The organism is Chryseobacterium sp. Marseille-Q3244 (genome assembly GCF_940807095.1).
GTDB lineage: Bacteria > Bacteroidota > Bacteroidia > Flavobacteriales > Weeksellaceae > Chryseobacterium.
Map to the genome: position 1 here is coordinate 222318 of NZ_CALNWX010000004.1, position 13276 is coordinate 235593.

Consider the following 13276-nt stretch of genomic DNA (forward strand, 5'->3'; position numbering starts at 1 on the left):
TTTTATAATTTAGTTAAATATAAGATTATTTCGTGTATTCTTTATTATAGTTTATCATCCAATGAACACCATATTTGTCCTGAAAACTTCCAAAATAGTCTCCCCAAAACTGATCTTCAATGGGCATTTCTATATTTCCACCTTCAGAAAGCCCTTTAAAGATTCTGTCTGCGTCCTCTCTAGAGTCCGGGAAAATGGAAACATAATTATTATTTCCTACATTCAGCTTCTGCCCGAAGCTAGGAACAATATCAGAAGCCATTAAAAGATCACTTCCCACTGGAAGAGCAATATGCATTACTCTGTTTTTTTCTTCTTCAGAAAGGTTTTCAGTACCGGGAGCATTTCCCATTTTATGAATTTCACCTACGAATTCACCACCAAAAATGGATTTGTAAAAATTGAAAGCTTCTTCAGCGGTTCCATCAAAATTTAGGTACGGATTTAATTTTGCCATGATTTTTAATTTTAAAATGTTATTGTTTATTTGAAGTACGAATGGTTCACCCCTTAGACAAATCTCAATCGTATTGTAATTGTTTAATTATTTAAAAAATTTGCAACTTCTTTTATAGTAAAGTTGACTAAATTTTCATTGAGGCTGCCATCAAAATCAGCCATCATATAAGTTCCATGTCCTACAGGAAGGATCATTAATTGTGAATTTTCTACCAGCCTCCACATTGCTATGGTATGTTCCGGTTTCATCACATCCTTATCTCCACTAATAAATAAGGTAGGTGATTGTATGGAGCTGAGCACTTCATCACTCCAATCTACAAAGGTTTGCATTCTTTTACTATCCTTCTCGAAGAGATTTTCCAGTTTAGAAAAGTCTGGATTTAGATTCAAAAAGTTGATTTTGAAAGGCTCCGGCATGGAGTCAAATGTAGCTTCATTCATCATTTCAAAAAAGCCATCCATCATTCCGTTTCTTTTATAAAACGCTGAAGCCACAACCAGTTTTTCTACAATTTTGGGATGACGATGCCCAATCTGCATTACGGTATTTCCACCATTACTGAACCCCCAGAATGAAGCTTTATCAACATTCAGGGCCTTCAAAAGTGCTGCTACATCATCAGCGTCCTGTTCAAATGTTTCAGGAATATCACGGTGTTCACTTCGCCCATGATTCTGGAGATCTATTCCAATAAGCTGAAATTCATTTTCCAGCCTTGCAATGACTTCTTTAAAGTCATAGAGAATAGAGGAACCTCCACCATGAATTAAAACCAGGGGTTTTCCTGAACCATAGATTTCATAATACATCTGGATCCCGTTGACTTGCTTATATCCTTTTTCTAATGGATTCATAGATTAATATTTAATATTTTCATCCACATCATACTTCATTCCCGGATAGTCTAAAATTCTGCGCATCAAACCTATTTGCCCGCAGAGATAATCTTCCCGACCAATGCACATACCAACAAAATTGAGCTTGGTTTCTTTAATAAAAGGAATATTCATCCCTATTTCAAAGATTTCATCAAGTTCTTCATCGGTTACCTCCAATAACTTCTGATATACTTTTTCAGAAATATCATGAAAATTTTTCTTCAAATCTTCTAGTGTTGGATATGTAAAGCTTTCGTCCAATGCTTTCCCCTGAAAGAACAAATCATTATTAGGATCTTGCTCCTGAAGCCCAAGCACCCAGCCTAAGCCGTAGCGCATATTCACAAAGTTTCCTGCCATCCAGATAATATGGTTGGTTTTGTTTTCAATTCTTTTCAAAGCATCTTCTTCCGAAATACCATCCAAAACATTGATAAAGCTTTGGGTATGCATTCTATAAGCCGGAATAACGAGTTCTACTTTTTTTGATTTTGGTGTGTCCATTATTTTGTTTTTTTGATATTAAAGTAAGAAAAATGAAAGGGTGCATTGACAAGCTTTCTGCTTTTAAAGTGCAGGAGTTTTTATCTACGATAAAATTGAATGATGGATATATTTTTCTCCCAGATACCACAGATTTTTAAGCTTAATCAAGAGGCTTTTTACTGATCTATCATTTTATTCCTCCTGATTTACCCAAGAGCCTGCGAATATATCCCAACTGTCCGGAGTGATAGTTCTCATGAAAGCAGAGTGTTGCAATATCATTAATATTTTCAGGATTAAACCTATCAAGGGTATTTAATTTTGCTTCCAGTTTTTCCTGAGATTTTTGCAGATATGACTTTAATTCTTCAAAATCTACAAACTCATCTTTTTTTTCTAAAGCAATAACCCCTCTCTTATAAGCTGAAAATGGTTCTCCATTCCATACTGAATCCTCTCCCAGAATATGTAACAAACCATTTCTTACGTCAATTAAATGTCCTAACACCCAGTTCATACAATTGGCTTCACCATTAGGAAAAATCATTGATTCCTCATGGGTAATTCCTTCTATATTGATTGAGATCACTTTATAGGTAACACTTACCTGGTGTTGTACCAATGTTATCTCATTTGATTTCGCTTCCATCTCAAATTCGATATTATGATTGATGAATTTCTGTAGGCATCTTAGAAAGATCAGCATGCATTACTTCCCACTGATGTCCGTCTATATCAGCAAAAGCACTTTGGTACATCCAACCGTAATCTACTGTTTCACTGTATTTGGATCCCCCATTCTTGATAGCTGTGTTTACCATTTGATTAACTTCTTCCTGGCTCTCTACTCCAATAGCAAGAAGTACCTGCGTTGTATCCCCTTTTGCAAAAGGTCTATTGGTAAAGGTTTGAAAAAAAACTTCTCTCAGAAACATGGTGTAGATATGATCTTCCTTCATCACTACACATATTGCTTTATCATTTGAAAACTGTTCGTTGATTGAAAAGCCAAGCTCTGTCCAGAATTCTCTGGTTTTCTGTACGTCTTTTACAGGTAAATTGACATAGATTTGACTGATTTTCATTTTTAATAATTTTGGTGTTAAACTGTAATCCAAAATTACCAAGGTATCGTGAAAATCAACTTGTCATAAGGCAAGATTTAATTTTTCTTGGGATGAGACACTAATTCTTTCCGAATTCTACTTAGGGAGGTATCGGTTACTCCAAGGTAGGATGCAATCTGCTTCAATGGAGCAAATTGTATTACTTTGGGTTTCTGTTCCAGAAGATTCAGGTATCTTCTGGTAGCTGAAAGGGTGAACATTTCTACAGACCGTTGCTTGTAATCAAAAAGTTCCTTAGACATCCAGGCTCTTCCCCATTCTCTAAGATTGGGAATTTTGTGAAAAAGTTCCTGAAAAGTATCGTAATCCAGTTTCCAGCATTCACAGTCTGTAATACAAACAATATTTTCCTGAGTGGGAATTCTTTGAAACATAGATAAAACCTCAATAATCACCTCATTTTCCACGAAAAAATGAGTAGTCACTTCATTTCCGTTAAAATCATTTACAAATGAACGGGCCAATCCGCTATCCAGAATATAATATTCATTAGCCATCTTGCCTTCTTCAAGAATAAAATCACCTTTTTGAAAGAATTTCTTTTCGTGAGCCTGAAATATTTCATCAAGTTCTTCCTGAAGAAAAAAAGGAAAATCGTAACATATTTCAAGTGATTTGTGAGTCATCTGGTCAATTTTTTTAAGACTTTAAAAATAATTTTTTTAATTGAATTAAAAGCAATAATTATTAAACAATATAACTAAACCGTTATTTGACACCATATAGTTCACTGAAATAACGATAATTTAAGTAACTCCAACAATTAAACACTTGCTTTAAGTAATGGAGAATACCCCCCTGTCAAGTCCACGATTTGACATCCCTCCGGTGGAGAAAAATGGTTATTATGGAGATTTGTTGTTATTATAACAATGGTTAATTTATCTTCATTAAAATAAAGAGAGCTGGATGGGTTTAGGAGAACTAAGTTTTTGAGCATCTCCCATCACTGTTTTCCCTCCAAAACGCCATGAATTCTGACGTTCTTCTTCAATGACTTCCTGGATATCAAAATCCGGAGTGAAATCTTTTTCAGCGCTGGCTACTATTTGATGAAGCTTATTTAAAGTATTGAGTTTATCTGAATTTCCCAGTTTTGATTTTTCAATCCCTTTTCTGAGAATGCCAATGCTTTCATCATATACATGGATTGGAACCGGGAACGGATGTCCGTCTTTTCCTCCATGAGCAAAGGAAAACCTTGCTGGATCGGTAAATCTTGATGGAGCTCCATGAATGACCTCACTCACCAAAGCCAAAGATTGCATGGTTCTTGGTCCAACTCCTTCTAGCATCAGTAAATCTTCAAAATTCTGAGGCTGTTGCTCACGGGTAATATATAAAAGTGCACCCAAACGCTTAAGATCAACATCGGAAGCCTGAACATCGTGATGAGCAGGAAGAATCAATCTTGAAAAATCTTTCATAACGTCTATAGAATCCGTGTGAGAAATATCCAGAATTCCTTTCCGGTTTTCCGCTGCCTCGGCATCCGTAAGGTTTAGAATACGTCCTCTTGAAACCCCGTTAATTCCGGTATGAGGCTCCTCTACAAAAGAGGTCATGTTTCCGGAATGCCAATGATAGCGTCTTGCTGTACCATCAGATTCGTGCATTCCCTGCTGAACAACACTCCAGCTTCCATTATCTGAAAGAATAAAATTATGCAGATACAACTGATAGCCATCCTGAATCGCTGTATTATCAACTTTTGCTGAAAGTTTGCTTGCTTTTACAAGTTCATGCCCATTTAAGCCTGTTTTATCTGCAATTTGAATCAATTCAGACGGAGTTTCTCGTGAAAATTTCCCCTTTCCGCCACAAATATAAAGTCCGAGTGATTGGGAATTAGGATTAATGGAACGTTTCAAAGCTCCCATTACCGAAGTGGTTATTCCTGAAGAATGCCAATCCATGCCCATCACAGCACCAAAACTTTGAAACCAAAACGGATCTGCTAATCTACGAAGCACCTCATCTTTACCATAATCCGTCAGAATAGCTTCAACAATGGAAAGTCCGAGAACAGACATCCGTTCATAAAGCCATGGCGGTACTTTGCCATAGTGAAGGGGTAAATCTGCGGTTCCTGAACGTTTCATTTCTATTTTAAAAACGTAAAGGTAGCATTATTAATCTTAAATTTTAATGATTTGACTCAGTAATGAAAACCTTAAAACGATAACTATTTAATCAATTTTGTAAATGAAAAATCAGGATCACGCATTTCTATTTCGTTTTTCCCTGACTGCATTTGTGCTTCTTTCGCATAAATGAACATTTTTTGCTCATAATCTGCAATAGCATCTTCTATGGTTTCGAAGGTTCCCTGGGTTAAATTATCTGATAAAATTAATGCATCCATCAATCCTGTATTTACGCCTTGTCCTGCAAAAGGAGGCATTACATGAGCTGCATCTCCGATAAGTGTTACCGGTAAAAGGCGGTCCTTTTTCCAAAGTTTATCTAATGGGATTACTCTTGTGGGTAATCCGACGAAAAAAGAAGTTGAACGAAATAATTGTTGATAACGATCACTCCATTTAGAAAATCTATTGGAAAGAAACCGGATTACCCAATCTGTGTCTTGAAAATCAGGAAGATTGTTCAAAATCCATTCATCGGGCTTTTTAAATATTACTCCATAAGTAAGCGCTCCATTATTATAGGGATTCACTACTAATAAATTACCCTGATAAGCTGCCATAAGTCTTTTTCCGTCACACCATTGATAAAATTCCGGGCAATTGATTTCAGGTTGCGGAATATCTCCCTGGATAATAAAAGTCCCGGTCTCTTCTATCTCAGTTTCTGTTACATATTGCCTCACTTTAGACATTCCGCCATTGGCACCGATGACCAAATCCGCAATACTACTGGGTTTGTTCTCAAAATGTAATAACCATTGACCGTTGTCTTCTTCCATACCGGTAAACTTTCTGTCCCAGACTACGGTATTGTCTGCCAGCCCATCAAGTAACATTTCCCTCAAATGATTTCTATTAATCTCAGGATTGTCGTGCTGATTTTCAGGGGTAATTTTTTTGGTCAATAGCAGATTACCTTGCTCGTCCGCAATATGTATTCCCATAGGAATGGAAGTAGTATAGTATTTGTCAAGCAATCCTGCCCGTGCCATTGCTTCTTGCCCTGAGTTTTGATGAAGGTCCAGTGTTCCGCCCCAAACTCTTGTATCTGCATCTTTATCTCTTTCGTAAACAGTTACCTCCACTCCTTTCTGCTTGAGTAAAACAGCCATTGTCAAACCAACAGGCCCGGCGCCAATAATTGCTATCTTTTTATTTTTCAATATCATAATTTTGTAGTGTATTAATTTCTCTACAAAATTCACAAATATCTATTGGTTAAGCTTGTATAAATGCGACAAAATCACTGTTCATTATTTGCTTTCTTTTTCTTGTTTCTCTGGCAAATGCAGCGGGTGTTACTCCCGTATACCGTTTAAATTCCCTACTCAAATGAGACTGGTCAGTATATCCTAATTCCTGAGCTAATCCTGCAATGTTGGATTCAGGATAAAGCCAAAGATGATTTCTCACCTGTTCAAAACGCATAAGCCCTGACACGTCTTTAACCGTATGACCGGAAGATTGTTTGAATTTTCTTTCTAATGTACGAACCGTTGTATGAGCGGCGGCGGCAATCTGGTTTACGGGAATACTTCCTTTTGTTTTTTTCAAAGCTACTCCTGCTTTAAATAACATACTGTCAACAGGTACTTGCGACCGTATATCCACAAAGCATTGTTTCACTTCCAATATTGCATCGTCTATTCTACCAGCAAGAATTTGTTCTTTCAAGGAGGTCTGAAGCCGGGCAACAGGATGTTCAAACAGGTACACTCCGTTTTCACTTTTACCAGGCAGCAATCCTAATAAGTCGAAAACAACCCAGGGAAAACATCTGATTCCAATAATCTCCAAACGGTTTTTTGCGTGAAAAACAACAGGTTGATTGAGGAGTCCCATCATGAATGGAGAGGGCAATTCTTCTACATTGCCCTCATGAGGAATACTACACCCATCACCAAAATGGAAAATAATTTCAGCATAACCATCAGGCATCACTTCAAAACTTGATAACTGCTCTCCATAATCCCGGCTATTATACCAAAAACATTTGATACTGTCCCGAAGTTCTTCAGGTGCTTCAAATTCCTGATGTATTGCTGATAGCATACTATGAATACATTATAAATAATATTAATCGAACAAGATTATTCAATCACATCGAACTTTAAAGTGCCATGTTTTACCTCATCAAATTTTTCATTGAAAATAATCTTATTTCCAAACGGATCATTGACGGTGAAAGAAACAGCATCATAAAAAGTTTTTTCAAGACCAGGCCGATTGTATTTGTAGTTTTTGTCAATAAGTTCTTTATGATAATCTGCAATACCTTCGCCCCAGATAAAAATACTACTTCCGGGACTTGCATCCCCATGATGTTCAGTAAGGTGAAGAATAATATTATCTTTTTTCACCTCTATATAAGCCGGCATATTTTCTTCAAAGCGATGCTCCCAGGCAATTTCAAAGCCTAGCCAATCCATGTAGAATTCAAGGGTTTTCTGATAATCAAAAATTCTGAGTACAGGAATAATGTGGTCTGCTTTCATAATATTCAAGAGATTTATGGAGATGTGTAGACTATTTTTAGGTTTTGGCTAAAACCCGAATATTTTTCTTTTCATGGAAACAGATTAAAGTCTGTTACTATTGAATGTGCGTTTTATTGATGGGATAAAATATTAATTACTTTTCCGAACGGATCTTTTACAAAGAATCTGCGGACTCCCCAATCTTCATGGGTAATATCATAAACAATCTTAAATCCTGCCTTTTTCATTTTATCATAAACTTCATCTACATTATCCACTTCTATAGACAAATCCGGAACTTCAGTCTCATTACCTCCCTGTTCTGCAAAACTGATCTGCACTTTTGCTTCTTCTTCAGTCCCTAAGGTCTTAATCCAGCCATGATCCATCAAAACATCAAGTTCTAAAATATCCTGATAAAAGTGATCCCCTTTTATAAGATCATCCGTTTTTATATTGGCTACAATTCTTTTTACCATATTGATCTTTATTTAATAAAAAAGCTCTGTGAAAATACTTGAAATTTTCCAGAGCTTTGTCTATCTTGATTGTTATTTTGTATTTTAAAGTGATCCTGCTGCTTCTAAAATCAATTGGGTAACTTCATTAGGATGTGAAGCTAACGAAGCATGTCCTGCATCCAATGTAATTATTTTCTTAGGCTGAAGGCGCTCTGCCATTTCTTTTTCCGTTTCTGCAGGAATCATACGGTCATTGGATGAAATCTGATACCAGCTTGGTTTTGTTTTCCATGCCGGCTCTCCTGCTTCATCTCTAAAACATTGCCCATGAATAGGCTTTTGAGACAATGCCATTACCAGCGCTTTTTCATCATCCAGATCCTGACAGAAAGCTGATTTAAATTCATCGTATTTGATCCATAAAAACCCTTTACTATCTGGATAAATACTTGCTCCACCCGGAGACTCTCTTCTTCCTAGAAGTGCCCCTAAACTATCACCAGCATCCGGTGCAAAGGCAGCAATATACAATAATCCAACTACTTTATCATGGTTTCCAGCTCCTGAAATAACTGCGCCACCGTAAGAATGTCCTACTAAAAGAACTTTCCCTTCCTGAGCATCAATAAGATCTTTTGTTTTATCAATATCGTTCTGTAATGAGGTAAGAGGGTTCTGAACACTTCTCACTTTATATCCTGCTTTTACCAGAGAAGGAATAATGTATTGCCAATGAGATCCGTCTCCCCAAGCTCCGTGTACCAAAATAATGGTTAAATCTTTTTGTTCCATAATAATAAGTATTAAAATTTGATAATGATAAAGCTACCAACTAAAATATTATCAGGCGTTAACTTAAGTTAATTTACGATCCTGCTCCGGATTCTACTCAAAGATTGTTCTGTGACTCCAAGGTAACTGGCAATATGTTTCTGTGCAATTTTCTGAAAAAGCAGGGGCTGTTTTTTTAAAAGATTTAAATACCTGTTTTCCGGAGAACGACATAGTAAATCATCAATTCTTTTTTTGGCATCCAGATAAATCTTCTCACTCATCATCCGTCCGAATTTCTGCCAATAGGCTTCTTTCTGATATAATACCTGCAAATGCTCTTTGCTCAGCAATAAGATCTCACAGTTTTCTAATGCCTGGATATTCATATTGGATACGGTATCGCAAAGTATACTTTCATAATCGGTAAAAAATTCATTCTCAAAATAAAATCCGAAATTAATTTCTCTGCCCTGATCGTTGATATAAAAACTCCTGACCGTTCCTTTTTTGATAAACCCCAAATATTTGCATTTTTCGCCCTGTTTCAGGAAAAAGTCTGATTTTAAAAGGAGCGTATCCTTAAGAAGCGTATAAAATTCATCAAAATGCTCCTGATCTACCTGAAAGAGTCCACCGTATTTTTCGTAAAGTTCTGTCATCATATATTGTGTGTTTTAGATTCAAAAAAAGCCTTGCAAATCAATTTCACAAGGCTTTTTACAAAAATTATTTCTACTAATTGTTTAATGCTGCAAGGGCTGCATCATAATTAGGTTCATCAGCAATTTCTGAAACCTGCTCAGTATACACTACTTTATTGTTTTCATCTGTAACAATTACAGCACGGCTTAAAAGTCCTTTCAATGGAGAATCTGTGATCGTTACTTCATAATCATCCCCAAAGCTGCTTCTGAAATCTGAAAGGGTTTCCACTTTATCTAATCCTTCTGCTGCACAGAATCTTCCTAATGCAAAAGGTAAGTCTTTAGATACATTGATTACAACCGTGTTTTCAAGTTTTGAAGCTTCTTCATTGAATTTTCTGCTGGAAGCTGCACAAGTAGGTGTATCAATACTTGGGAAAATATTGAATACTTTCTTTTTTCCTTCAAAAGTTTCAAGAGTCTTCACATTTAATCCTGAATCAACCAATGCAAAATCTTTAACGCTGGTTCCTACAGCTGGTAATGTTCCTATTGTGTGTACTTCGTTTCCTTTTAAAGTGATTGTCGTTGACATAATATTTATTTTTTTAGTTTTTCAAATTTAATCAAAATAGAAAATTTTTCTATCTAATATAAGGTTAAATTAATCTTAAAGTAGAAATAAAAACACTTTAGTCTGTCCATCAGTTTTTTAAACAATTCCCAATCTGAATTCAAGTCTTAAAAACTTCAAAGTTGAATTTAATATCAATTTTAATGCATCCGGAGAATATACAATTGTTCAGATATAAAAACCAAAAGAAGCTTTTGACTGCTTTTTTTATTTAAAAATTCCCTAAAAAAACAATCATATTTAGTAAATTTGTGGGACTTTAATTTCAAATAATAAATAACAGTATAATGTCAGAAAAATCAAAAATTTACTACACATTAACGGATGAAGCTCCAATGCTGGCTACTCACTCGTTTTTACCTATCGTAAAAGCTTTCACTAAATCAGCAGATATTGAGATCGCTGTTCCGGATATTTCCCTGGCAGGCAGAATCTTAGCTAACTTCCCTGAATTTTTAAAGGATGACCAAAAAATTGGTGATGCTTTAGCTGAATTAGGAGAATTGGCAACTCAGCCGGATGCAAACATTATCAAATTACCAAATATTTCTGCTTCTGTTCCTCAATTAGATGCAGCTATTGCTGAGCTACAAGGAAAAGGTTTCGCAGTACCAAATTATCCTGCAGAACCTAAGAATGATGAGGAGAAAGCAATTAAAGCTAAATATGCAAAGGTTTTAGGAAGTGCGGTAAACCCTGTATTAAGAGAAGGAAACTCTGACAGACGTGCTCCAAAAGCTGTTAAAAACTATGCAAAAGCAAATCCTCACAGAATGGGTGATTGGGCTTCTGACAGCAAAACTGACGTAGCTCACATGAACAATGGTGATTTCTACGGAACAGAAAATTCTACAACATTAGAAAACGCTACAAAATACAGAATCGTATTCAAAGGAAATGAAGGAGAAACCGTATTGAAAGACTTTGCAGGCCTTCAGGCTGGTGAAGTAATCGATTCTTCTGTAATGAACCTTAATGCTTTGAAAGTATTCGTTCAGGAAGCTATTGAAGAGGCTAAGAAAAGAAATGTACTTCTTTCTGCTCACCTTAAGGCTACGATGATGAAAATCTCTGACCCTATTATTTTCGGGGCTATCGTAGAAACCTTCTTCAAAGAGGTATTCACTAAGTATGCTGAGACTTTCAAATCTTTAGATATTAATCCAAATAACGGTCTTGCTGATCTTTTCGAAAAAATCAAAGGAAATGCTCAGGAAGCTGACATCAAAGCTGATATTGATAAAGCATTAGCTGAAGGTCCAAGAGTGGCCATGGTAAATTCTGACAAAGGAATTACAAACTTCCACGTTCCTTCTGACATCATCGTTGACGCATCGATGGCTGCCCTTGTAAGAGGTGGAGGTAAAATGTGGAACAAAGACGGAAACGAAGAAGATACCGTTTGTATCATTCCGGACCGTTCTTATGCAGGTTTTTATCAATCAGTAATTGATGATATGAAAGCGCACGGAAAATTAGACCCAACCACTATGGGATCAGTTCCAAACGTTGGTCTAATGGCTCAAAAAGCTGAAGAATATGGTTCTCACGATAAAACGTTCCAATTATCTTCTGAAGGAACTGTAGAGGTTCAGGATGAAGCTGGAAATGTTCTTCTTTCTCAGAAAGTAGAAAAAGGAGATATCTTCAGAATGTGTCAGACTAAAGATGCTCCTATCCAGGACTGGGTAAAATTAGCTGTAAACAGAGCAAGACTTTCTGATACTCCGGCTATTTTCTGGCTAGACAAAGGAAGAGCTCACGACAGAGAGATTATCAAAAAAGTAGAAAAATATCTTGCTGATCACGATACTACAGGTCTTGACATCAGAATTCTTGATGTAAAAGATGCCATGACTGAAACGCTTAAGAGAGCTAGAGAAGGAAAAGATACGATTTCTGTTTCAGGAAATGTATTGAGAGATTACTTAACAGACCTTTTCCCAATCCTTGAGCTTGGTACTTCTGCTAAAATGCTTTCTATTGTTCCATTAATGAACGGTGGTGGTTTATTTGAAACAGGTGCCGGAGGTTCTGCTCCAAAACACATTGAGCAATTCCTTGAAGAAGGATATTTAAGATGGGATTCTCTAGGTGAATTCTTAGCACTACAGGCTTCTTTAGAGCATTTAGCACAAACTCAGGGGAATACAAAATCTCAGGTTTTAGCGGATGCATTGGATGAAGCGAATGCTAAATTCTTAGCTACAGATAAGTCTCCTGCAAGAAAAGTAGGCCAGATTGATAACAGAGGTTCTCACTTCTATTTAGCAATGTATTGGGCTGAAGCTTTAGCCAACCAAACTGCTGATGCTGAATTAGCCGCTCAGTTTGCTCCGGTTGCACAGGCAATGCAGGAAAACGAAGAAGTAATCAACGCAGAATTAATTGGTGCTCAAGGTAAACCTCAAAACATTGAAGGTTACTACAAAACTGATACGTATAAAACTTACGCAGCGATGAGACCAAGTACTGTTTTAAATGAAATCATTGACGGAATCTAATTTTAGAGACTTCAATTTATGATACAAAAAACCTCGCAAATTGCGAGGTTTTTTATTTTAGTAATGCCTCCATAAAACAACACTATCCTTTTTATTATTTTTTTATATATTCACAAAACCAAACTTATTATCATGAAAAATTCATTACTTATTTTATTTGCTACAACATTAGTTTTATCCTGTAACCAAAATACAAAAACTAATCAAAGTGGAAAATCAGAAACGAACTCGGAAACTGAACATATTGCAAATTTTGATTGGTTAACCGGAAAATGGAAAAGATCAAATGAAAAAGCAGGAAAAGAAACTTTTGAAAATTGGAACAAAATAAGTCCGACAGAATATGCTGGAATTGGATTTACCATTCAAAAAGGAGATACGATAAGCAAGGAAAATATGAAGCTCCTTCATTCCAATGGAAAATGGAGTTTATTTGTTAAAACTCCGAAAGAAAAACAACCCATTGAATTCAAAATGACCGGATCCAAAAGCAATGAGTTTATATGTATAAATGATTCATTAGACTTCCCAAAACGAATTCAATATGGGTTAGAAGGCCAAAAATTAAAAGCTATTATTTCTAATAATGAAATGAAAATTCCATTTGAATTTGAAAAAGAGAAATAATACTTTTTAGCTTTTTTTATTGGTATGGGGATATAAGACTAAAACTAAATGATT

General features: G+C 36.0%; 16 protein-coding genes. 2 read left to right on the top strand and 14 right to left on the bottom strand.

The genetic code is table 11. The features are described from left to right. Positions 1-25 precede the first annotated feature (25 nt). The 14 genes from NBX25_RS09170 to tpx all read right to left on the bottom strand — a co-directional run bounded on the left by NBX25_RS09170 (position 26) and on the right by tpx (position 10052). On the bottom strand, positions 26-457 hold the full coding sequence (locus NBX25_RS09170) for a VOC family protein (protein ID WP_250253428.1): 432 nt from the start codon (positions 455-457) through the stop codon (positions 26-28). A gap of 83 nt (positions 458-540) precedes the next feature. After that, positions 541-1317 carry an alpha/beta fold hydrolase gene (locus tag NBX25_RS09175; RefSeq protein ID WP_250253429.1) on the bottom strand — a complete coding sequence of 259 codons (777 nt, stop codon included), beginning with the start codon at positions 1315-1317 and terminating at the stop codon, positions 541-543. Positions 1318-1320: 3 nt separating this feature from the next. Next, positions 1321-1845 (bottom strand): DinB family protein, encoded by a 525-nt coding sequence (locus NBX25_RS09180; RefSeq protein WP_250253430.1) that lies wholly within the window; start codon positions 1843-1845, stop codon positions 1321-1323. Between the two features lie 169 nt (positions 1846-2014). After that, the gene (locus NBX25_RS09185) at positions 2015-2476 is read right to left on the bottom strand and encodes a DinB family protein (protein WP_123911087.1); all 462 of its coding nucleotides are present in this window, start codon (positions 2474-2476) and stop codon (positions 2015-2017) included. A gap of 13 nt (positions 2477-2489) precedes the next feature. After that, positions 2490-2912 carry a VOC family protein gene (locus NBX25_RS09190; RefSeq protein ID WP_250253431.1) on the bottom strand — a complete coding sequence of 141 codons (423 nt, stop codon included), beginning with the start codon at positions 2910-2912 and terminating at the stop codon, positions 2490-2492. 77 nt (positions 2913-2989) lie between these two features. Then, positions 2990-3580, bottom strand: coding sequence for a Crp/Fnr family transcriptional regulator (locus NBX25_RS09195; RefSeq protein ID WP_123911085.1), 591 nt, complete (start codon positions 3578-3580; stop codon positions 2990-2992). Between the two features lie 264 nt (positions 3581-3844). Further along, complete coding sequence (locus tag NBX25_RS09200) at positions 3845-5056, bottom strand: DUF763 domain-containing protein (protein WP_250253432.1); 1212 nt, start codon at positions 5054-5056, stop codon at positions 3845-3847. 83 nt (positions 5057-5139) lie between these two features. Then, positions 5140-6270 (bottom strand): FAD-dependent oxidoreductase, encoded by a 1131-nt coding sequence (locus NBX25_RS09205; protein ID WP_250253433.1) that lies wholly within the window; start codon positions 6268-6270, stop codon positions 5140-5142. Between the two features lie 49 nt (positions 6271-6319). Then, positions 6320-7153, bottom strand: coding sequence for a helix-turn-helix domain-containing protein (locus NBX25_RS09210; RefSeq protein ID WP_250253434.1), 834 nt, complete (start codon positions 7151-7153; stop codon positions 6320-6322). Between the two features lie 38 nt (positions 7154-7191). Beyond that, a complete protein-coding gene (locus NBX25_RS09215) occupies positions 7192-7596 on the bottom strand; it encodes a glyoxalase superfamily protein (RefSeq protein ID WP_123911081.1) in 405 nt (134 codons plus the stop codon). Positions 7597-7709: 113 nt separating this feature from the next. Beyond that, positions 7710-8057, bottom strand: a complete 348-nt coding sequence (locus NBX25_RS09220) for a VOC family protein (RefSeq protein WP_250253435.1) — start codon at positions 8055-8057, stop codon at positions 7710-7712. A gap of 84 nt (positions 8058-8141) precedes the next feature. Further along, positions 8142-8831 (bottom strand): alpha/beta hydrolase, encoded by a 690-nt coding sequence (locus NBX25_RS09225; RefSeq protein ID WP_250253436.1) that lies wholly within the window; start codon positions 8829-8831, stop codon positions 8142-8144. Between the two features lie 68 nt (positions 8832-8899). Beyond that, positions 8900-9475 carry a Crp/Fnr family transcriptional regulator gene (locus NBX25_RS09230; protein WP_228412783.1) on the bottom strand — a complete coding sequence of 192 codons (576 nt, stop codon included), beginning with the start codon at positions 9473-9475 and terminating at the stop codon, positions 8900-8902. A 73-nt stretch (positions 9476-9548) separates the two neighbouring features. After that, positions 9549-10052 carry a thiol peroxidase gene (gene tpx / locus NBX25_RS09235; RefSeq protein WP_123856370.1) on the bottom strand — a complete coding sequence of 168 codons (504 nt, stop codon included), beginning with the start codon at positions 10050-10052 and terminating at the stop codon, positions 9549-9551. 326 nt (positions 10053-10378) lie between these two features. On the opposite strand from tpx, the gene NBX25_RS09240 reads away from it, so the two are divergent. Together NBX25_RS09240 and NBX25_RS09245 are read left to right on the top strand one after the other, a co-directional pair. Then, the gene (locus tag NBX25_RS09240; RefSeq protein ID WP_123911078.1) at positions 10379-12595 is read left to right on the top strand and encodes an NADP-dependent isocitrate dehydrogenase; all 2217 of its coding nucleotides are present in this window, start codon (positions 10379-10381) and stop codon (positions 12593-12595) included. Between the two features lie 132 nt (positions 12596-12727). Beyond that, complete coding sequence (locus NBX25_RS09245; RefSeq protein WP_250253437.1) at positions 12728-13222, top strand: DUF6265 family protein; 495 nt, start codon at positions 12728-12730, stop codon at positions 13220-13222. Positions 13223-13276: the final 54 nt, after the last annotated feature.

Excerpts from the sequence above, each read along its gene's own strand:
- NBX25_RS09200 (WP_250253432.1), bottom strand. The coding sequence starts at position 5,056 with ATGAAACGTTCAGGAACCGCAGATTTACCCCTTCACTATGGCAAAGTA.
- NBX25_RS09175 (WP_250253429.1), bottom strand. The coding sequence starts at position 1,317 with ATGAATCCATTAGAAAAAGGATATAAGCAAGTCAACGGGATCCAGATG.
- NBX25_RS09220 (WP_250253435.1), bottom strand. The coding sequence starts at position 8,057 with ATGGTAAAAAGAATTGTAGCCAATATAAAAACGGATGATCTTATAAAA.
- NBX25_RS09230 (WP_228412783.1), bottom strand. The coding sequence starts at position 9,475 with ATGATGACAGAACTTTACGAAAAATACGGTGGACTCTTTCAGGTAGAT.
- tpx (WP_123856370.1), bottom strand. The coding sequence starts at position 10,052 with ATGTCAACGACAATCACTTTAAAAGGAAACGAAGTACACACAATAGGA.
- NBX25_RS09180 (WP_250253430.1), bottom strand. The coding sequence starts at position 1,845 with ATGGACACACCAAAATCAAAAAAAGTAGAACTCGTTATTCCGGCTTAT.
- NBX25_RS09245 (WP_250253437.1), top strand. The coding sequence starts at position 12,728 with ATGAAAAATTCATTACTTATTTTATTTGCTACAACATTAGTTTTATCC.
- NBX25_RS09190 (WP_250253431.1), bottom strand. The coding sequence starts at position 2,912 with ATGAAAATCAGTCAAATCTATGTCAATTTACCTGTAAAAGACGTACAG.
- NBX25_RS09170 (WP_250253428.1), bottom strand. The coding sequence starts at position 457 with ATGGCAAAATTAAATCCGTACCTAAATTTTGATGGAACCGCTGAAGAA.
- NBX25_RS09185 (WP_123911087.1), bottom strand. The coding sequence starts at position 2,476 with ATGGAAGCGAAATCAAATGAGATAACATTGGTACAACACCAGGTAAGT.
- NBX25_RS09205 (WP_250253433.1), bottom strand. The coding sequence starts at position 6,270 with ATGATATTGAAAAATAAAAAGATAGCAATTATTGGCGCCGGGCCTGTT.
- NBX25_RS09225 (WP_250253436.1), bottom strand. The coding sequence starts at position 8,831 with ATGGAACAAAAAGATTTAACCATTATTTTGGTACACGGAGCTTGGGGA.
- NBX25_RS09240 (WP_123911078.1), top strand. The coding sequence starts at position 10,379 with ATGTCAGAAAAATCAAAAATTTACTACACATTAACGGATGAAGCTCCA.
- NBX25_RS09195 (WP_123911085.1), bottom strand. The coding sequence starts at position 3,580 with ATGACTCACAAATCACTTGAAATATGTTACGATTTTCCTTTTTTTCTT.
- NBX25_RS09210 (WP_250253434.1), bottom strand. The coding sequence starts at position 7,153 with ATGCTATCAGCAATACATCAGGAATTTGAAGCACCTGAAGAACTTCGG.
- NBX25_RS09215 (WP_123911081.1), bottom strand. The coding sequence starts at position 7,596 with ATGAAAGCAGACCACATTATTCCTGTACTCAGAATTTTTGATTATCAG.